Raw genomic sequence first — 19390 nt, 5'->3', positions numbered from 1 at the left:
GTGAGAGCGTTGCCTGGACGTTTTCACCGTTGACCCTTAATGACTTTCCGCTGGTTATTTAATCAAAAAATGTATGAATACGAATCTGCTATAGAAATCACAAATAATTGAAAAAAAACTTGTGTTTATTTTTTGCTATTAAAACAGAAGGTTGTCTTAAGGGATAAAAAACTAACGGATAGCCATTCATCAGGGCTATAGTGTTAACAAGATAGGCTGTCAGGAGGAATGTCGTGGATTATCGCAAAATTATCAAAGAGGTAGGACGTGGGAAAAACCACGCCCGCGACCTGGACCATGAAACCGCTCGCGCGCTTTACACCCGTATGCTCAACGGCGAGGTACCGGACCTGGAAATGGGCGGCATCCTGATTGCGCTGCGTATCAAAGGCGAAGGCGAAGCGGAGATGCGTGGTTTCTACGAGGCGATGCAGGCGCAAACGCTGCGCTTAACGCCACCAGTGGCAAAACCGATGCCGATTGTGATCCCGAGCTATAACGGGGCGCGCAAGCAGGCAAACCTGACGCCGCTGCTGGCGATATTGTTACATAAGCTGGGGTTCCCGGTGGTGGTACATGGGGTCAGCGAAGATCCCACGCGCGTACTGACAGAAACCATCTTTGAACTGCTGGGCATTGAACCGACTCTCCATGCCGGTCAGGCGCAGGCAAAGCTGGAGGGGAACCAGCCGGTCTATATTCCCGTTCGTGCGCTCTGCCCGCCTTTGGAAAAGCAACTGGACATGCGCTGGCGCATGGGCGTGCGTAACAGTGCGCACACCCTGGCGAAGCTGGCAACGCCGTTTGCTGAGGATGCCGCACTGCGCCTTTCCAGTGTTTCTCATCCGGAGTACGTGACGCGCGTCGGTCAGTTCTTTGCCGAAATCGGTGGACGCGCACTGCTGATGCACGGAACAGAAGGGGAGGTGTACGCCAACCCGCAGCGTTGTCCACAGCTGGTGCTGATCGATTCTGCCGGTACGCGCGTTGTGCTTGAACGCGGGGAAGAAAACAGCGATGTGATTCTGCCGGAGTCAAAAGATCCGCAGGTTACCGCGCACTGGATTACGCAGTGCCTGGCCGGAAATGTGCCGGTCCCACAGTCGATCAAGCTGCAAATGGCCTGCTGCTTGCTGGCGACAGGGGAGGTAGAGACGGTGGAAGCGGGGTTACAGCGGGTGGCACAGTCGTTTTAAGCAAAAAAAAGCCCGTCCAGTGGCGGACGGGCAAGCAAGGGTAACAAACAACAGGGTCAATGAGGGTTGGAGCAGCTCACCAGAGGGTTTGGCGAGGGTACAGCATTCATTTCAGGCGATTATTTGTAGATAACCGCAGTACCGCTCAGCTTGTTATTGGTGTTAGCGGAGGTGATGGTGTATCCGCTTGCACCGGCAGCAGCGGCTTTCTCAGCCAGCTTGGCTTCCAGGCCGTCCAGCGTGGTCGCGCCTTCTGCACTTACCACACCGATTTTATTCATGCTCTGGGCCTGAGTGGATGAAACAGGCTCTACGGCGAATGCGCCGAAAGACAGAGCGGACAGGGCAACAGCAGCTACAGCATATTTGATGGTTTTCATAATTAATCTCTCGCAGGTGTTTTCTGTTAAGGGGACGATGTTCCGTCGATGTGATAAGTATCACGTTTTTTCCTGAGGGATAAAATCGAAGAGAATTGACGTGATCAGTCAAAAAAATTGAATGACAAATAACTTATTGAATATTAATAAATTCAAACCAGCGCTTTACACTTCTTGTGGATGCGCTTTACAGAACAAAGATGAAGGGCACATTTTGCTACGCGGTTCGCTAAAAACCGTGAGCGTAAAGGTAAGTGCAGGCAGGGTTAACTTAGGTAAAGGAGAGTCAGCGTAACTGGCTATCTTTCGATCCTCTGCGATTATAACCTGAATGTGAGGCATTTTTTGAATCTTTATCCTGCTGGCAGGCAATGCATAACCTTACGCCTGGAATGGCTTTACGCCGCGCCTCCGGGATCGGCTCTCCGCATTCTTCGCACTCCTTCAAACTTTCGCCGCGCGGAATCTCGCCGCGAGCGCGCGCAACCGCATCTTCAATGGTACTGTTGATCTGTTCGTTAACGGCGTCGTCATTCGCCCAACCGGAAGCCATGGCATCCTCCTGAAATCGGTTTATACCCTGTTTTTAATATGGGGTTAAAAAATGAACAATCAAGATAAAGTGGAAATGAACTGCATCCGGCAGGCAGATGCAGTCTTGTTGTGGAGGAAAAAATTATTTATAGATGGTTGCTGTGCCGTACATATGGTTATCTCCGCCAGCGGAGTTCACGACAAAGCCTTTCGCACCTTCCTGGCGGGCTTTTTCGGCCAGTTTATTCTGCAGATCGTCCAGGTTACTTGCGCGACTTACCGAGACGGTGCCCGCCGGACGCAGTTGGCTAGTATCGGTACTTTCATTCAGTGACTGAACGGCCATCGCAGAAAATGAAGCCGTTGCCAGGGCGCCGGCGATAACAGCAAGGGTCAGGTACTTTTTCATAATCACATCCTCATGAGGAAACAACAGGTGATTCCCTTTAAGTTTAGAAGCCTGACGAGTGTGACTTAGCGCAAATATTTGATGATGATCTGCTTATTTTTTGAACGATAAAAACTGACAATTCGCTGACAGATCATAGACGTAGAGGTGTTTGATTTACGGTGTTTTTTTAAGCGCCGCAGAGAAAGATTTACCGCTGGGCCAGCACAGGGTATCTTACGCCGCTGTTTAAAGGAGAACGCCATGACTTCCCAAAAGCCGGGATTGCACCCACGAAATCGCCACCGCAGCCGCTACGACATGAACGCCCTGTGCCAGAGCTGCCCTGCGCTGCAGGACTATATTGTCCAGACCCCAGCGGGTGAGCCGACCGTCAACTTTGCCGATCCGCAGGCGGTGAAAACGCTGAACAAAGCCCTGCTGGCGCATTTTTACGGTGTGGCTCACTGGGATATTCCGGAAGGCTTTCTCTGCCCCCCTGTGCCGGGCCGTGCTGATTACGTTCATCACCTTGCCGATCTGCTTGCCGAAGATCGTGACGGCGCTATACCGCAGCAGGCTTCCATCCTGGATATAGGCACCGGGGCAAACCTGATTTACCCGCTGATTGGCGTACATGAATATCACTGGCGCTTTACCGGGAGCGAAATCGGCGCCGAGGCTTTTGCCAGCGCGCAGGCGATTATCAGCGCGAACCCTGGCCTGAGCCGCTCCATTCGTCTGCGTCGTCAGAAAGAGGCGGCTTCCATCTTCAACGGCATTATTCATAAAAACGAAAGCTATGACGCTACGATGTGCAACCCGCCGTTTCATGATTCGGCGGCAGCGGCTCGCGCGGGCAGCGAGCGTAAACGCCGCAACCTCGGTCAGGCGGAAGACGCCGCGCTGAACTTCGGCGGGCAGCAGCAGGAGCTGTGGTGCGAGGGCGGTGAAGTTGCCTTCATCCTGCGCATGATTGCGGAAAGCAAACAGTTTGGCCGTCAGGTGAAGTGGTTCACGACGCTGGTTTCCCGCGGGGATAACCTGCCGCCGCTCTACCGCGCGCTGAGCGAAGCGGGCGCCGTAAAAGTGGTGAAAAAAGAGATGGCGCAGGGCCAGAAGCAGAGCCGCTTTATCGCCTGGTCGTTTATGGACGATAACAAACGTCGCAAATAGTATCCCGCCGTAGGCCGGGTAGGGCAAAGCCGCCACCCGGCTCGGTTACAGCGTCGGCTCCTGCGGAGGGAGCGGCGAGGCGGGCGGCGACAATACCTGATACGTCTGCACCGGCGTTCGCACGTTCGCCAGATCGAAGTGCTTTTTCACCATGCTGTCGAGGGCAAAGCGCACCGTCCACTGCTTCAGCGGCTGGGTGGTGAACGACACGCGCAGGGTGAACGCCGTGTTGGTCAGCCCAACGATGCCGGCAAACGACGGCTCGCCAATCACCAGCCCGCGAATATCCTCCATTTCCATCAGTTCACTGACCGCATCCCGCAGCGCCTGCTTCGCTTTGTCTGCATCTTCATGACGATCCACATCGTAGTTGGCCACAACGGAGCCAATGCCGCGCACAAAGTTGGCGAAGGTAGTGATCGATGACCAGGGAATGATGTGATATGCCCCGGTATCCTGACGCACGCCTACCGAGCGAATCGACATCCTCTCCACGGTACCGGTCAGCGGCCCGATGGTCACCAGATCCCCTGTGTTCATCCCGTTCTCAAACTGGATAAAGATGCCGGTAATAATATCCTTCACCAGCGTTTGCGAGCCGAAGGAGATCGCCAGCCCCAGCGCGCCTGCACCTGCCAGCAGCGGGGCGATATTCACGCCGATTTCTGATAGCACAATCATGATGGTGATGGTGCTGATGATCACCGCCAGCGCGTTGCGGAACAGCGTCAGCAATGTGCGGGCCCGTGCGCTGGGGAGCGGTCTACCGTGAATATCCGATACCAGACGGTTCTCGATAAGGCTCGCCAGCAGCGTCCAGCCGACGGCGGAGAAGAACAGAATCAGCGCGATACGAATTAAAATATCGACGGTCTTCTCGCCTGCGCCGTTATGCAGCCAGTTCCAGAAATCAAACAGGCTCCACGCATTCAGCAGCAGCATGATCGCCACGCAGACGGTCAGAATGCGCGCCACCTTAAGCGATACCGACATCCAGCCGTTCACCCGTTTTTGCAGTTCCGGGTAATTACGCTGCACCTGCGGCGACAGGGTGATGGTTTTCGAGATCCAGCGGGACAACAGCCCGGACACAAACGCCGCGATGCCGATAATCGCCAGGCTTTTAAACGTCGCCCCCATCATAAATTTCAGGCTGTTTCCCGGGTCGAACAGCGAGAAGAAGCACAGCACAATAAAATACGCGCTTGCCAGCCAGTGCCACACCAGCGCGAAGGCGCGGATAAACAGACTGAAGAAAGAGAGGGAACGGTCGGCCAGATGCAGCAGACTCTCGGTGATCGCCCTTTTATTGTGAAAGATAAGGTACAGAGACCAGACGGTTATACAGAGCATAATCAGCACGTTCGCCAGCGCGCCAAACTGCACGTTGACCTGGTTGGAGATAATCGGCACGGCAACCAGCAGGCCGTAGCCTATCAGCCCGCTGAGCACGCTTAGCCGCACGGCCCAGTATTTCGCGCTGTCGTCGTTGATGTTGAAAGGGCGAAGTTCAGGCACGCGCGGGCAAAAGATGACGCGCAGCACCGCTTTAAAAAATTCGATGAGCGCAAACGCATTCAGGAAGAGCGCCTGCTGGAAGGCAATGGTTTTGTTGCCCGTATTGAGGCGGTCCGCCAGCACCTGACCGACAAACAGCGTCAGGGCCAGCAGCAGTAAATCGATGATAAACGCCCCGGTAATCATGGCCGGGAGGTGCAGCCAGCTGCTTTTATGCTGATTTTTTTTCCGTCCCCAGTGGCCCATTTTCCGGTAGAGCGGCCAGGCGCACAGGCGCAGCAGCCAGTAAAAAATGAATACGGCACCCGCCAGAATTGCAAACTGCGTGGCGGCTGCGGTGAAGGTGTGGGGATTAAAAGGTTTATGCGAGGTGCCAACAAGATTTCGATAGAGCTGGGCAAAACGCGACGACAGGGCTTCCCCGTAGCGGCGGCTGATGTCGGTGACGTTTTCCAGTACCGTCTTTTCCTCTTCGATCTGCGGTGGCGTAATGGTCGGAACCGGATCCTGAGGCGGCGTGGCGGCCACCTTCCTCAACTGTTCGATCAGCTCCTGCCGGGAGGTGTCATTCTCAAGGACGTCGGCAAGTGCGCTATAGGCCGCTTTTTGTTGTTCTGCATCCGGCTCCGGAGGCGGCGTATTTTGCTGAGTAGCAGTTGCTCCAGTGGTGACGCCGGGGATTGCCACGGCGAGCGATGGCGTACTAAACAGGCTTATCAACAGCAGCAGGATCCACGGCACGGCGTCCTCCGACAAAAATATCGTGCAAAATGATAAGTATAGAGGGCGAGAGGCGGAGGGGAGTTTTTGGGAACAATCTGGCGTAAAAAAGCCGGGCAAGCCCGGCTCGGTATTTAGCGAGGGATCAGGAGACGTGCTGCAGGAACTCCTGCAGACGCTGGCTAGGCGGATTCGCGATCAATTCCTGCGGGTTACCGTCTTCGGCGATGCGGCCTTTATCAATAAAGATCAGGCGGGAAGCCACTTTCTCAGCAAAGCCGATTTCGTGGGTCACGATCACCATCGTCATCCCTTCTTCCGCCAGATCCTGCATGACTTTCAGCACCTCGTGGCGCAGCTCCGGGTCGAGTGCGGATGTCGGCTCATCAAACAGCATCATCTTCGGTTTCACCGCCAGCGCGCGCGCAATTGCCACACGCTGCTGCTGGCCACCGGAGAGCTCGGAAGGGTAGTGGTGCGCACGCTCCGCCAGGCCAACCTTCGCCAGCAGATCTTTTGCCAGCGCTTCCGCCGCCGCTTTGTTGGCACCGCGCACGCGCAGTGGGCCAAACATCACGTTTTCCAGCGCCGTCAGATGCGGGAACAGGTAGAACTGCTGGAACACCATGCCCGCTTCCTGACGAATCAGACGCTCGTCCACTTTCGGGTCGTTTACCTTCAGACTGTCAACGATCAGATCGCCGCTGGTGATCTCTTCCAGCTTGTTGATGCAGCGCAGCAGGGTCGATTTACCGGAACCGGAAGGCCCGATAATCACCACCACTTCACCCTGCTTGATATTCAGATCAATATTGTGCAGCACCTGGGTTGGGCCAAAGTGCTTGGAGACGTTTTTAAATTCAATCACAGGATTTTCATCCTTCTTTCAAGACGGCGCAGAACGAAGCTCAGTACCAGCGTAATGATCAGATAAACGACGGCGACCGCACTCCAGATTTCCAGCGCGCGGAAGTTGCCCGCAATGATTTCCTGGCCCTGACGGGTCAGTTCGGCCACGCCGATAACAATGAACAGCGATGTATCTTTAATGCTGATGATCCACTGGTTACCCAGCGGCGGCAGCATGCGGCGCAGCGCCAGCGGGAGAATAACGTGACGGATCGTTTCGCGACGAGAAAGACCTAATGCCAGACCGGCTTCGCTGAAACCTTTATGAATCGACAGCACCGCCCCGCGGGTGATTTCCGCGATGTAGGCGCCCGAGTTGATCATAATGGTCACGACGGCCGCGCTGAACGGATCGATGCGCAGGTCGGTAAAGGCCATTGGCAGGGCGAAGTAGATAAACATGACCTGCACGACAATCGGCGTGCCGCGGATCACTTCGATGAAAACCAGTGCGATGTGGTTTGCAATCCAGCCACCGTAGGTGCGGGCGAAACCGGCGACAAGACCGATAATCAACCCGCCAACCAGACCGAGGACCGAAATCCACAGGGTCATTTTAGCGCCTTCAAGCAAGAGTGGAATGGCAGGCCAGATGGCGCTCCAGTCAAACTGCATGATGTATTCCTGTATACCGTGGTGAAAAACGAAAAATGTAGGCCCGGCAAGCGTGAGCGCCGCCGGGCGCTATAAACCTGAATTCAGGTAAAATTATTTAGGCTCAGTACCGAACCATTTTTTATAGATTTCGTTGTAAGTGCCGTTCTCTTTCAGCGTTTTCAGTGCGCCGTTAACTTTCGTGCGCAGATCGTCGCTGCCTTTCGGGAACGCGATACCGTACTGCTGAGCTTCCAGAGAGTCGCCCACGGCTTTGAACTTGCCGTTACCAGCCGTTTTAATGAAGTACAGGATGTTCGGCGTGTCGTGCAGAACAGCGTCAGCACGGTTGGTGCCGAGTTCCATATACGCGTTGTCAATGTTCGGGAACTGGCGCAGGTCTTTGGTTTTGATGTTCGCTTTCGCGTAATCCACGGAACCGGTGCCGCTCTTCACTGCCACCACTTTACCGTCGAGGTCTTTCACGCTTTTTACGTCGTTATTATCCGCTTTGACCATCACCAGCAGGCCGCTTTTGTAGTAGCCGTCAGAGAAGTCGATCGCTTTTTTACGTTCTTCGGTAATGGTGATGCCCGCCAGCGCCAAATCGACGTTTTTGGTTTGCAGCGCCGGGATGATGCCGCTGAAGTCCATCGGCTTCAGGGTGTAGTCCAGTTTGAGTTCTTTGGCGATAGCGGCCCACAGATCAACATCAAAACCAACGTATTTGTCACCCTGTTTGAATTCAAACGGAACGAACGCCGTGTCGGTCGCCACAACCAGTTTGTCGGCAGCCTGAGAGGACACCGCAAAAGCCAGGGTAAGTGCAGCCAGTGAAACTTTTAATACAGACTTCATAGCATTTCCTTTTATATCCACGGGGCGATCCCCTGCGAGAACGACTGGCACAATGAAAAAATCGTGCCAACTTTACAAGCTGTTGTTTTACAAAGGGGATGAAATCATCCATTGCACAAAAAGCGTGGCAATGATGTCGTGTTGCACCAGCATGGAGCACCATTTTGGTGCGCTTCGTTTGGGTCAACTGACGGGGAGATATTAAGCGTAAATTCTGATGAAAAAACAATCTTCCATTAACGGTTGTGTGAGGTGATTATTACAATTTATTCACTTTTGCACCGTCTCAGGCAAAAACTGTGCACCATAAATGTGCAAAACCCTCACCAGAGGCGAGGGTTTGACACGAAAGTCTTATGGATTACTCGATGTTAGATTCGATAAACCACAGGAACTGATCCAGGTCGCGGGATGCGGCGGTGAAGATGTCTGCGGTATCTTCATCCTTGGCTTCGCTAATCGCTTTGCGCACGTCATTGGCCACAATCGCGTAGCGGTCCGCCAGCTCTTTCAAGTGATCCTGAACGGTGTGGATATCCAGCGGGTAGCTTTTCAGCGGCGTTTTGCTGTTGATCACCTGCGTGGTCCCAAGCGCGACACCACCCAGTTGAACGGCACGTTCAGCCATCGTATCGAGGTGTGTCACCAGTGCTGTGCGGAAGCCATCCAGCATTTCATGGACGGCAATGAAGTTTGCACCGCGCATATTCCAGTGGGCCTGTTTGGTGATCAGCGAAAGATCGATGAACTGGATCACCTGGCGATTCAGCAACTCAATGGTCGCTTTTTTGTCGCTATCCGATACATCGTTACGGGTATAAAGCAGATTAGACGCTTTCGTTTTCACCAGTTTAGCGGTACTCATAATCTCATATCCTCTTGATGTTTATGTCCCAGGTAATTACGGAACTAAGTATAGCACCGGATTTTTTCTCTGCGGTCTGGCTGTGCCTATCGGTTTAATAGCAAGAAGGAGGTTGATAATTTAATTTATTGAAATTAAAAGATAATTTTAAAATTGATACAGATCAATCTTAATTCGCATAGAGGAGAATGGGTGGGGGAGGATATTTCGGTAATATGACAAACTATGTAAGAAATTATAACGGATGGCATTCTGGCCTTTATTCTGCATGGCCGTGAAGCCATGCAGAATATATGGCATTAGCCGATGTCGATTTTCTCAACTTTAGGTTCAGGGCGCATGGTGAGCGTTGACCCCATTGACGCCGCGATAATTGAGCAGAGCGCCAGCGTCTGGGTAAACGTCAGCGTTTCGCCCAGGAACACCATCCCGGAGATCGCCGCAAGGGCGGGCTCCATGCTCATCAGGGTGCCAAATATGCGCGTCGGCAGACGCGTCAGGGCAATCATCTCCAGAGAATAGGGGAGAGCCGTTGAAAGAATAGCGACCGCCAGCCCGATGGGCATGACTGACCATTGCCAGATAGACTCCGTGGCCTGCGCCATACCGATCGGCACAAAAACGATAGCCGCAATCACGGAACCCAGGGCGACCGTTGCCGGGCCATGCTCTTCACCCGCTCGCTGCCCGGTGAGTATATAGACAGCCCAGCAGGCTCCTGCTCCCAGCGCCAGCGCTGCGCCCGTGAGATCAATCTCAGAGACATTCTGGCCGAGCGGCAGCAGGAACCATAAGCCCAGAACGGCCAGCACGACCCAGATAAAATCCACCGGACGACGTGACGAGAAAAGCGCGACCGCCAGCGGGCCGGTAAACTCCAGCGCGACGGCAATCCCCAGCGGGATGGTCTGGATGGAGAGGTAGAACATATAGTTCATTGCCCCGAGGGACAGACCATAAAAAAGCAGGGGAAGACGTTGCTCTTTTTTGAAGCGCAGACGCCAGGGTTTGAAGATGACGACCAGTATCGCCGTTCCCAGCACGATACGCAGGGCTGTTACCCCGGGCGCACCCACCAGTGGAAAAAGCGATTTTGCCAGCGAAGCACCGCTTTGGATGGACAACATGGCAATAAGTATGACGGCTACCGGCAACCAGACCGACGACGTGCGGGATAACCCAGGCATCCTTTCTCCTGTCAGCTAATGTCAAGTGGAGTAAAGGTTGCAGTGTAAAGGAAATATACAGCTACGGTTGAGACTACGTTGAAAAAAAAGACCCATGAAATCCGTAAAATGGTTAAGCGCTGGTGGATTTATCACCTGAAAGATTAGGAATAATCTGGATGAATGTAACGGCGCAGACGCGCAATATGGGCGTTTAGTAGGAAAAATAGCATGTGATTTGAAAGAGTTAGCTGAGGTTGGAAACGTTCTGTTACAGGAAAGGCCTCATTAGACATCACGAATCACAAAGAGTTTCGCAAAATTTTTTGATATATTTAAAACTTACGGACTTACTTGAAGCACATTTGAGGTGGTTATGAAAAAAATTGCATGTCTTTCAGCACTGGCCGCTGTACTGGCTGTTTCCGCAGGTACCGCTGTAGCTGCTACTTCTACTGTAACTGGTGGTTACGCTCAGAGCGATATGCAGGGCGTGATGAACAAAACCAACGGTTTCAACCTGAAGTATCGTTACGAGCAGGATAACAACCCGCTGGGCGTGATCGGTTCTTTCACCTACACCGAGAAAGATCGTACTGAAAACGGCGCATACAACAAAGGCCAGTACTACGGTATCACTGCTGGTCCAGCTTACCGTCTGAACGACTGGGCGAGCATCTACGGTGTTGTAGGTGTTGGCTACGGTAAATTCCAGCAGACCGAAAACCAGGGTCTGAACCGCACTGCAAGCAACAGCGACTACGGCTTCTCCTATGGCGCAGGCCTGCAGTTCAACCCAATCCAGGACGTGGCTCTGGACTTCTCCTATGAGCAGAGCCGTATCCGCAACGTTGACGTTGGCACCTGGATCGCGGGCGTAGGTTACCGCTTCTAATCACTTCGGTGAGCTAATAAAAAATCCGCCCAATGTGGCGGATTTTTTTTTAGCTTTTTCCCTCTCCTTGTGGGAGAGGGCCAGGGTGAGGGCATCAGACCGCACGAGATCGCACAGCTTACTTACTCTTAATATCAAAAATATCGGTACCCAGATGGTTATAGTCAACTTTCTGTAACTTGAAGTTGGTAACGTACACTGGGGGCGCTTTCTTGCTGGAGATAAACGGGTAATCATTTTTTATCTCTTTGGCCTTAATCCCCGTCCACTGCGAGAAGAACTGCAGGAAATCATTCGCCGAGCGCCGCGCTTTGATAACGCGATGCGTTTTATCATCACTCGACAGCACCATAAACGGTACCTGGAAATTCTGCTGGAACTGGTCGTCGTGCGCCAGATACTGCACTTCTTTGCCACGCTCTTTAAACGCCAGCCCGTGATCCGAGAAATAGACCACAGAGAAGCTTTCGCCCGTATTGCGCAGCTGATCGTAAAGCTTGCTGAGCAGCTCGTCGGTTTGCGTCATGGTATAGAGATAGCAAGAGGTCTCTTTCGACTGCACAAACTCCGCGTATTTACCGCCAGTGCGATCGCAGGCCTGCGGGTGCGATCCCATCAGGTGCAGAACAATCAGCTGCGGCTGGGTGCGCTGGGTAGCAAAGACCTGCGCCGTCATCTTCAGCAGCGCCTCGTCTTTGGTGTTTTTGTCGGCTTCAAAATCACCGCTCTTCAGGAACTGCACTTCGTCAGCACGCTTAGCAATACTGGCGATGGCGGTGTCGTATTCGCCAATTTGCCCCTGATTGGAGAACCACCAGGTCTGAAAACCGGCGCGGTTGGCCAGCGTGACAAAATTATCCTGAAACTGAGGTTTGCCATCCACCACGCGGTTCAGCGTCAGGCCGAGCGATTTCTGCGTCGAGCCGCTGGCCGCCACATAATCGGTAAACAGGGTGCCGTTGACAGAGCTGGCAAACGGTGTGTTATTCCAGTGCCCGCCGAATGCGCCCAGCGCGTCGCGACGTGCGCTCTCGCCAATCACCACCACATAGGTATGGTATTTCGGCTTAACCGCCAGCACGTTCCAGGTGTCTTTCATATTGGAAAGTTCAGCCATGCGCGCCTGCTCGTCGAGAACCTCTTTATTGTTCACGACGACGTCTTTAACGAAACGGAACACCGGATAGCCCGTATCTTTTAGCTTGAACACGCCGCCCCAGGCCAGGTTTTGCACCGGCGCAACGAAAAACGTCCCCACGCTAAACGCCAGGCACAGAGACTCCATTTTTCCCCATGATCTCTTCGCGTCTGCTTTGCGACGAACCGCGATGACGCCAAGCGCAAAGATAAAAAGGCCGACGACGTAGCTGTACCACGGGAAGATCGTCAGGATCTCCGTCGACTCTTCCATATTGGTGGAGTGCAGCGCCAGCAGGGTGTTGAAGTTTGGCGCGCCGTAGGCCTGGCCAAACGGGAAATACATCGCAGCAATCAGCGAACAGACCCCTACCAACGCTTTCTGCACGCGCGGGGCCGCTCGCCACAGCACATGCAGGATGCAGGTGAAAGCCACTGCATAAAGCAGGCTGAAGGGATAGCCGAGCGCAAAGTTAATCAGCAGCGACTGCAAAAAGTAAAATCCCGTCCACGGGCTTAAGGCCCGGCTGCGGGTAACGATGGTATCTATCAGGGTTACATTCATAGGTCACTATCACAAAAACGCCATGTGCTCACCCTGGCGCCAAGGGTCAAAGCCTGCCGGACAGTGCGTGGAAAGGGAATGAGAGGTCCGCTTCAGCGAGCCGCAAATTGTGCAGGGCTGCAAGAAGATAGTGCGAGCGTGAATTAAGGTCAACAGTTGCTAAACAGATGTTTTGCGAAGTGGGCTGCAAATCCGCAAAAATTATCGGGAATTGGTCAGTTTACAACGGAAGTGTGACAGAAAAATGAAGCGGCGTACCGCAACGCCGCTTAGTGGGAAGGTTTGTCGTCCTGATGCGGTTTGTTGTTAAACATATCGCACAGCATGTTCAACAGCATTAAGCGCACTTTAAAAGGAGAGTGGGTAAACACGGTCATGCACCTCTTGAATTCGTTCATGAGACCTCCTGATGTTTGATCCCTTCGATCCGTGAAGGGTGACTGCATTACATACAGATATAGCACAGGCTATATTGTATAGCTATGGCTATTTCGTTAATTTTTTGTGCTTGTGGAGGGATGGTTTACAATGTGCGCTCTCGATACCGGGCGCTGGAAGCGTCATCCCAATGAGGAAGTACAATGAACCGTCGCGCAGGTAAGCCAACCATTAAAAAAACGACGCAACTGGTGAATGTTGAAGAACATGTCGAAGGTTTTCGCCAGGTCCGTGAAGCGCACCGGCGTGAACTGATTGATGATTATGTTGAACTGATTTCCGATCTGATCCGCGAGGTTGGGGAAGCGCGTCAGGTCGATATGGCCGCCAGGCTCGGGGTTTCGCAGCCGACGGTCGCTAAAATGTTAAAACGTCTGGCCTCGGTAGGCCTGATCGAAATGATCCCCTGGCGCGGCGTGTTTCTGACGCCGGAAGGGGAGAAGCTTGCGCAGGAGAGCCGCGAGCGCCATCAGCTTGTCGAGAACTTTTTGCTGGTGCTGGGCGTCAGCCCGGAAATTGCCCGTCGGGATGCGGAAGGAATGGAGCATCACGTTAGCGAAGAGACGCTGGTGAAGTTTCGCGAATTTACCCTTAAATATGGTCCCTCTGCTGAATGAAAATCCCTGGACTGCAGGCCCTCTCACGTGATCGTTTCTTCCATCTCTTATTAATCATTGGCGCCGGGTTAAGCCTGTTTGTGCCGTTTGCGCCACAGGCCTGGTCTGCGGCGATTGACTGGCGCACCATCATCACCCTGAGCGGGTTAATGATGCTGACCAAAGGGGTCGAGCTGAGCGGCTATTTTGACGTCCTGGGGCGTAAAATGGTGCGCCGTTTTGCCACCGAGCGCAGGCTGGCCCTGTTTATGGTGTTCTCCGCCGCGGTGCTGTCGACGTTTCTGACCAACGATGTGGCGCTGTTTATCATCGTACCCCTCACGCTCACCCTGCGTAAGCTTTGCGAGATCCCGGTCAGCAGACTGATCATCTTTGAAGCGCTCGCCGTTAACGCCGGTTCTCTGTTGACGCCCATCGGCAACCCGCAAAATATTCTTCTCTGGGGACGTTCCGGTCTGTCATTCGCCGCCTTTACCTGGCAGATGGCGCCTCTGGCGCTGGTGATGATGTTGTCGCTGCTGGCGGTCTGCTGGTTCGCGTTTCCGGATAAAAAGCTGCAATACCATAGCGGGACCACGGGCCCGCAGTGGCAGCCGCGGCTGGTCTGGAGCTGCCTCGGGCTGTATATCGTCTTTCTGTTCGCCCTGGAGCTGAGGTATGAGCTGGCGGGCGTCTTGCTCGTCGCCGCGGGCTTTGTCGTGCTGGCGCGGCGCGTGCTGGTGAGCGTGGACTGGACGCTGCTGCTGGTCTTTATGGCGATGTTCATCGACGTGCATCTGCTTATTCAGCTTCCCGTGCTGCAAAACGTTCTGCACAGCGTCAGCACGCTGTCGCAGCCGGGACTGTGGCTGACGGCGATTGGCCTGTCGCAGTTTATCAGCAACGTGCCTGCCACCATTCTGCTGCTCAACTACGTTCCGCCGGACACGCTGCTGGCCTGGGCGGTGAACATCGGTGGGTTTGGGCTGCTGCCCGGCTCCCTGGCAAACCTGATCGCCCTGCGCATGGCCAACGACCGTCGCATCTGGTGGCGCTTCCACCTCTGGTCGATCCCGATGCTGCTCTGGGCTGCGGCGATCGGTTTCGGACTATTCCTTCTCATATAGTGCGCAATTTGTCAGTTTTTCCTGGCAAATGTATAGCAACGTCCTAGCTTTAGTGAACGGCATAGTGTGATGCCGCTCACTGACAGGACCGTTGCTGAATTATGGCAGAAGAACAAAATCCACCTGCTGACGAGCAGGATAAAAACAATAACGAGCGTAAACGCCCGGGCAAAAAACCGTTAATTATCCTTGGCATCGTGGTCATCGTGATGGTGATCGTGGCGCTGGTCTGGTGGTTTTTAACCCGCAACGAAGAGACCACCGACGACGCCTTTACCGACGGCGACGTGGTGACCATTGCCCCCAAAACGGCGGGCTACGTTACCGAGCTACGCGTGCGGGATAACCAGCGCGTGAAGAAAGGGGATGTGCTGGTGGTGATCGATCCGCGTGATACCACCGCCCAGCGCGATCAGGCTCAGGCTCAGCTTGGGCTGGCTATCGCGCAGCTGCATCAGGCCCAGGCGCAGCTGGCGCTCTCAAAAGTGCAGTATCCCGCCCAGCGTGACGAAGCCAAAGCGCAGGTGTTGAAAGCGCAGGCCGATCTGGCGAACGCGCAGGCAGAGTACCGGCGCCAGCGCGGCGTCGACCCGCGCGCGACCACCCAGCAAAGTATTGATTCTGCGAACGCTCAGCTGCGCAGTGCCCAGGCTGGCCTTGCCAGCGCACAGGCGCAGCTGGAAGTGGCGGAGCAGGTACAGCTGCAAATCCGCCAGCAGGAGACCAACGTCGAAGCCCGCGAGCGTCAGGTCGAACAGGCCAAAGCGCAGCTGGAAACCGCGAATCTGAACCTCTCTTACACCGAAGTCCGCGCCCCGTTCGACGGTTTTGTCACCAAACGCAACGTGCAGCCCGGCACGCTGGTTCAGGCGGGCACCGCGCTGTTCTCGCTGGTCTCCCCGAACGTGTGGGTGGTGGCGAACTTTAAAGAGTCCCAGCTTGAGCGCATGAAGCCCGGCGATAAGGTTAGCGTCTCCGTGGATGCCTGGCCTGATATGGAGCTTGAAGGCCATATCGACAGCATCCAGCAGGGCAGCGGCTCGCGCTTCTCCGCCTTCCCGTCGGAAAACGCCACCGGTAACTTCGTGAAGATTGTTCAGCGCGTACCGGTAAAAATCGTCATTGATAAAGGTCTGGATCCGAACAAGCCGCTGCCGCTGGGGCTGTCGGTTGAACCGAAGGTCACCGTGGAATGACGGATCATAGCCACGATAACTGGAAGCCCGCCAGTAACCCGTGGGCGGTGGCGATTGTCGTCACCCTGGCGGTGTTCATGGAAATTCTGGACACCACCATCGTCAACGTCGCGCTGCCGCACGTGGCGGGGTCGCTCTCGGCCAGCTACGACGAATCCACCTGGGTACTGACAAGCTACCTGGTGGCGAACGGCATCGTGCTGCCCATCTCGGCGTTCCTGAGCCGGCTGTTTGGCCGCAAGCAGTTCTTCCTCATTTGCATCGTGATGTTCACCATCTGCTCGTTTCTGTGCGGCATTGCCACCGAGCTGTGGCAAATCATCCTGTTCCGCGTAATGCAGGGCTTCTTTGGCGGCGGGTTGCAGCCCACCCAGCAGTCGGTGCTGCTCGACTACTTCAAGCCGGAGGACAGGGGCAAAGCGTTTGGGCTTTCCTCCATTGCGATTATCGTCGCGCCGGTGCTCGGCCCGACGCTGGGGGGCTGGATCACCGACAACTACTCCTGGCGCTGGGTGTTCTTTATCAACATCCCGGTGGGGATTGTGACGGTGCTGGCGATCTACCAGCTGCTGGAAGATCCGCCGTGGGAGAGCAAATCAAAAGAGAAGCTGACCATCGACTGGACGGGGATCGGCCTGATCGCCCTCGGTCTGGGTTGTTTGCAGGTGATGCTCGACCGGGGCGAGGATGACGACTGGTTCTACTCGAACTTTATCCGCACCTTCGCGGTGCTGACGCTGGTCGGCATTATCGGCGCAATCTACTGGCTGATGTATGCCAAAAAGCCGGTGGTGGATCTGCACTGCATGAAGGACCGCAACTTCGCGATCTCCAGCCTGCTGATGGCGGGGATGGCGATGATCCTCTACGGCAGCTCGGTGGTGATCCCGCAGCTGGCGCAGCAGGATCTGGGCTATACCGCCACCTGGTCCGGGCTGGTGCTCTCGCCCGGCGCGGTGCTGATCGTGCTGACCATCCCGCTGGTGCTGAAGCTGATGCCGGTGGTGCAGACGCGCTGGATCATCGCCTTTGGCTTTACCTGCCTGGCGGTGTCGTTCTTCTGGTCGCGCACGCTGACGCCGGATATTGACTTCGAAACCCTGGTGCTGTTCCGCAGCGCCCAGTCGATTGGTCTGGGGTTCCTGTTTGTGCCGCTCACTACCATCGCCTTCATCTCGATACCGAGACGGCTCAACGCCGATGCGGCGGCACTGTTTACCATGTTCCGCAACGTGGCGGGATCCATCGGGATTTCGCTCTCGACGGCGGCCATCACCGAGCGCGCGCAGGCGCACAGCGCGCACCTTGCCTACCACGCCTCGCCGTTTAACGAGCAGTTCCAGCTGGCGATTCGCGAAAGCGCCCAGGCGATCCAGAACTTCACCACCCAGGTGGGCGATCCGACCGGGATTGCCACCGGGCGGATGTACCAGACGATGATCGAGCAGTCCCGCTTCCTGGCCTACATCGACGTCTTCACCATTCTGAGCGCGGTGGCCTTGTTACTGATTCCGTTTTGTTTGTTGCTCTCGCCGGTTAAGAGCGAGGGGAGTGCAGGAGCACACTGATGATACACAGACGTTTACACCCCCTGATGATAATGATGCTGCTGGTGGGCTGCGCCGTCGGGCCGGACTACCAGCAGCCTGCGCCACCCGCCGTTACGCACTGGAACGATAAGGGCGACAGCGCGGTAAAATCGCAAACCACCTCCGCCGCGACCAATCCGCGCTGGTGGAAAACCTTCGGCTCGCCGCAGCTCGACAGTCTGGTTGAACGCGCCATCGCCGGAAACCTGACGTTGCAGCAAACGGTACTGCGCATTGCCGGGGCGCGTGAACAGATTAACCAGGCGGGCGGGGCATTTTTCCCGTCGGTGAACGGCAATCTGCAGGCGACGCGCCAGCAGCTCGGGCTGGAAGGGGAGCTAAAATCCCACGGCGTGTACGACCAGCTGGATAATGTCAACCCTGAACTCAGAGGCGCGCTGGGACCGCTGACACAGCCGATTAACCTTTATCAGGGCAGCTTCGACGCCCAGTGGGAAATCGACCTCTGGGGCAAGGTGCGCCGTCAGGTGGAAGCCGCCGAGGCGCAGCAGAAGGCCGCCATCGAACAGCGTAACGATGCGCTGGTGTCGCTGGAGGCCGAAGTGGCGCGGGCGTGGCTACAGCTGCGCGGGGCGCAGAGCATCATCGCCACGCTCAATACGCAAATTGAGAGCGCGCAGCAGACGCTGGATCTGACCGAAAGCCGCCAGCGCGGCGGGCTGTCGCCGCAGATGGACGTGGAAAATGCCCGGGCGCAGCTGGGTAATCTTGAAGCCCAGCTGCCGCAGTATCAGGCCCAGGAACGCCAGGCGATGAACGGGCTGGCTATTCTGCTCGGCAAGCCGCCGGGGGCGCTGGATAGCGAGCTGCAATCCGCACAGCCAATGCCCGCGCTGCCGGATATCGTGCAGACTGGTATACCGTCCACGCTGGCGCGCCGCCGTCCGGACGTGCGCGAAGCGGAGGCCAACCTTCATGCCGCCACGGCGCAGATTGGCGTCTCGGTGGCCGAGCTGTTCCCGAGCTTTACCCTCTCCGGACAGTTTGGCCTGCGCAACAGCGAATCCGGCTGGCTGACCGACTGGAGCAGCCACTTCTACAGCTTCGGCCCGCAGGTCTCCATCCCCATCTTCCAGGGCGGTCGACTCGTCTCCAGTGTGAAGCTGGCGCGCGCGCAGCAGGGGGCGGCGGTGCTGGACTATCGTCAAACGGTGCTCACCGCGCTCGGCGATGTCGAAAATGCCCTGGTGAGCTATCGCACCGACCAGCAGCGTGAGGCGGGCCTGGCGAAAACCATTGATGCCCTGCAAAACGCCTTTGATTTAGCCAGCGACAGCTACCGCCAGGGGATCGCCAGCTTTATCGACGTGCTGGACGCCCAGCGTCAGCTGGCGCAGGCCGAGCAGCAGCGCGCGCAGGCGCAGGTACAAAGCGCTCTCGATCTGGTGGCGCTCTACAAGGCGCTCGGCGGCGGCTGGGAGCCGTATCAGCAGGTGCAGCTCCCGGACTACAGCGTCTTTGGCGACGCCCCGCGCGGATAAATATTCAGAGGATTGGGCAAGAAACGGACAGGAACGCCACA

At 55.5% G+C, this 19390-nt stretch carries 19 protein-coding genes; 8 read left to right on the top strand and 11 right to left on the bottom strand.

The genetic code is table 11. From position 1 onward, the window contains the following. The first annotated feature begins 233 nt into the window (after positions 1 to 233). Complete coding sequence (gene ybiB / locus ACTJI7_RS05325) at positions 234 to 1196, top strand: DNA-binding protein YbiB (RefSeq protein ID WP_028012441.1); 963 nt, start codon at positions 234 to 236, stop codon at positions 1194 to 1196. A 119-nt stretch (positions 1197 to 1315) separates the two neighbouring features. On the opposite strand, the gene ybiJ is transcribed toward ybiB, so the two are convergent. From ybiJ to mcbA, 3 genes are all read right to left on the bottom strand, one after another. Then, entirely contained in the window at positions 1316 to 1576 is a 261-nt protein-coding gene (gene ybiJ, locus ACTJI7_RS05320; RefSeq protein WP_014883102.1) for a DUF1471 family protein YbiJ, read from the bottom strand. Between the two features lie 286 nt (positions 1577 to 1862). Next, the gene (locus tag ACTJI7_RS05315) at positions 1863 to 2129 is read right to left on the bottom strand and encodes a DksA/TraR family C4-type zinc finger protein (RefSeq protein WP_045259965.1); all 267 of its coding nucleotides are present in this window, start codon (positions 2127 to 2129) and stop codon (positions 1863 to 1865) included. A 123-nt stretch (positions 2130 to 2252) separates the two neighbouring features. Next, positions 2253 to 2519, bottom strand: coding sequence for a DUF1471 family periplasmic protein McbA (gene mcbA / locus ACTJI7_RS05310; RefSeq protein ID WP_028012443.1), 267 nt, complete (start codon positions 2517 to 2519; stop codon positions 2253 to 2255). Between the two features lie 243 nt (positions 2520 to 2762). On the opposite strand from mcbA, the gene rlmF reads away from it, so the two are divergent. Further along, positions 2763 to 3674, top strand: a complete 912-nt coding sequence (gene rlmF / locus ACTJI7_RS05305; RefSeq protein ID WP_063154667.1) for a 23S rRNA (adenine(1618)-N(6))-methyltransferase RlmF — start codon at positions 2763 to 2765, stop codon at positions 3672 to 3674. A gap of 45 nt (positions 3675 to 3719) precedes the next feature. On the opposite strand, the gene ybiO is transcribed toward rlmF, so the two are convergent. From ybiO to rhtA, 6 genes are all read right to left on the bottom strand, one after another. Further along, on the bottom strand, positions 3720 to 5933 hold the full coding sequence (gene ybiO / locus ACTJI7_RS05300) for a mechanosensitive channel protein (RefSeq protein WP_063154665.1): 2214 nt from the start codon (positions 5931 to 5933) through the stop codon (positions 3720 to 3722). Positions 5934 to 6057: 124 nt separating this feature from the next. Further along, a complete protein-coding gene (glnQ, locus tag ACTJI7_RS05295) occupies positions 6058 to 6780 on the bottom strand; it encodes a glutamine ABC transporter ATP-binding protein GlnQ (RefSeq protein WP_063154663.1) in 723 nt (240 codons plus the stop codon). Further along, positions 6777 to 7436: a glutamine ABC transporter permease GlnP gene (gene glnP / locus ACTJI7_RS05290; protein WP_003858462.1), complete on the bottom strand. Its 660-nt coding sequence runs from the start codon at positions 7434 to 7436 to the stop codon at positions 6777 to 6779. The genes glnQ and glnP overlap by 4 nt, the downstream gene beginning before the upstream one ends. Before the next feature lie 93 nt (positions 7437 to 7529). Continuing rightward, positions 7530 to 8273: a glutamine ABC transporter substrate-binding protein GlnH gene (glnH, locus tag ACTJI7_RS05285; RefSeq protein WP_014831177.1), complete on the bottom strand. Its 744-nt coding sequence runs from the start codon at positions 8271 to 8273 to the stop codon at positions 7530 to 7532. A 361-nt stretch (positions 8274 to 8634) separates the two neighbouring features. Continuing rightward, entirely contained in the window at positions 8635 to 9138 is a 504-nt protein-coding gene (gene dps, locus ACTJI7_RS05280) for a DNA starvation/stationary phase protection protein Dps (protein ID WP_008501171.1), read from the bottom strand. A 299-nt stretch (positions 9139 to 9437) separates the two neighbouring features. Next, entirely contained in the window at positions 9438 to 10325 is an 888-nt protein-coding gene (rhtA, locus tag ACTJI7_RS05275; protein WP_041910716.1) for a threonine/homoserine exporter RhtA, read from the bottom strand. Positions 10326 to 10680: 355 nt separating this feature from the next. On the opposite strand from rhtA, the gene ompX reads away from it, so the two are divergent. Next, positions 10681 to 11199, top strand: coding sequence for an outer membrane protein OmpX (ompX, locus tag ACTJI7_RS05270; protein ID WP_028012448.1), 519 nt, complete (start codon positions 10681 to 10683; stop codon positions 11197 to 11199). A 118-nt stretch (positions 11200 to 11317) separates the two neighbouring features. Here the strand turns inward: ompX and ACTJI7_RS05265 are convergent, their stop codons facing one another. Together ACTJI7_RS05265 and mntS are read right to left on the bottom strand one after the other, a co-directional pair. Continuing rightward, positions 11318 to 12901 carry a phosphoethanolamine transferase gene (locus ACTJI7_RS05265; protein ID WP_045259968.1) on the bottom strand — a complete coding sequence of 528 codons (1584 nt, stop codon included), beginning with the start codon at positions 12899 to 12901 and terminating at the stop codon, positions 11318 to 11320. 269 nt (positions 12902 to 13170) lie between these two features. Then, positions 13171 to 13299, bottom strand: a complete 129-nt coding sequence (mntS, locus tag ACTJI7_RS05260; RefSeq protein ID WP_014831181.1) for a manganase accumulation protein MntS — start codon at positions 13297 to 13299, stop codon at positions 13171 to 13173. A 183-nt stretch (positions 13300 to 13482) separates the two neighbouring features. Here mntS and mntR point away from each other — a divergent pair, with 183 nt between their 5' ends. The 5 genes from mntR to ACTJI7_RS05235 all read left to right on the top strand — a co-directional run bounded on the left by mntR (position 13483) and on the right by ACTJI7_RS05235 (position 19349). Next, complete coding sequence (mntR, locus tag ACTJI7_RS05255; protein WP_008501176.1) at positions 13483 to 13956, top strand: manganese-binding transcriptional regulator MntR; 474 nt, start codon at positions 13483 to 13485, stop codon at positions 13954 to 13956. After that, positions 13953 to 15062, top strand: coding sequence for an anion transporter (locus ACTJI7_RS05250; protein WP_028012451.1), 1110 nt, complete (start codon positions 13953 to 13955; stop codon positions 15060 to 15062). Before mntR ends, ACTJI7_RS05250 begins: the two co-directional genes overlap by 4 nt. Before the next feature lie 101 nt (positions 15063 to 15163). Then, complete coding sequence (locus ACTJI7_RS05245) at positions 15164 to 16258, top strand: HlyD family secretion protein (protein WP_041910714.1); 1095 nt, start codon at positions 15164 to 15166, stop codon at positions 16256 to 16258. Continuing rightward, complete coding sequence (locus ACTJI7_RS05240; protein WP_028012453.1) at positions 16255 to 17826, top strand: DHA2 family efflux MFS transporter permease subunit; 1572 nt, start codon at positions 16255 to 16257, stop codon at positions 17824 to 17826. The genes ACTJI7_RS05245 and ACTJI7_RS05240 overlap by 4 nt, the downstream gene beginning before the upstream one ends. Continuing rightward, on the top strand, positions 17826 to 19349 hold the full coding sequence (locus tag ACTJI7_RS05235) for an efflux transporter outer membrane subunit (RefSeq protein WP_045259969.1): 1524 nt from the start codon (positions 17826 to 17828) through the stop codon (positions 19347 to 19349). Before ACTJI7_RS05240 ends, ACTJI7_RS05235 begins: the two co-directional genes overlap by 1 nt. Positions 19350 to 19390 lie beyond the last annotated feature (41 nt).

The sequence above is a fragment of the Enterobacter sp. 22499 genome (genome assembly GCF_052044815.1).
Classification (GTDB): Bacteria; Pseudomonadota; Gammaproteobacteria; order Enterobacterales; family Enterobacteriaceae; genus Enterobacter; species Enterobacter bugandensis.
This window is presented reverse-complemented; position numbering and strand designations above follow the sequence as displayed.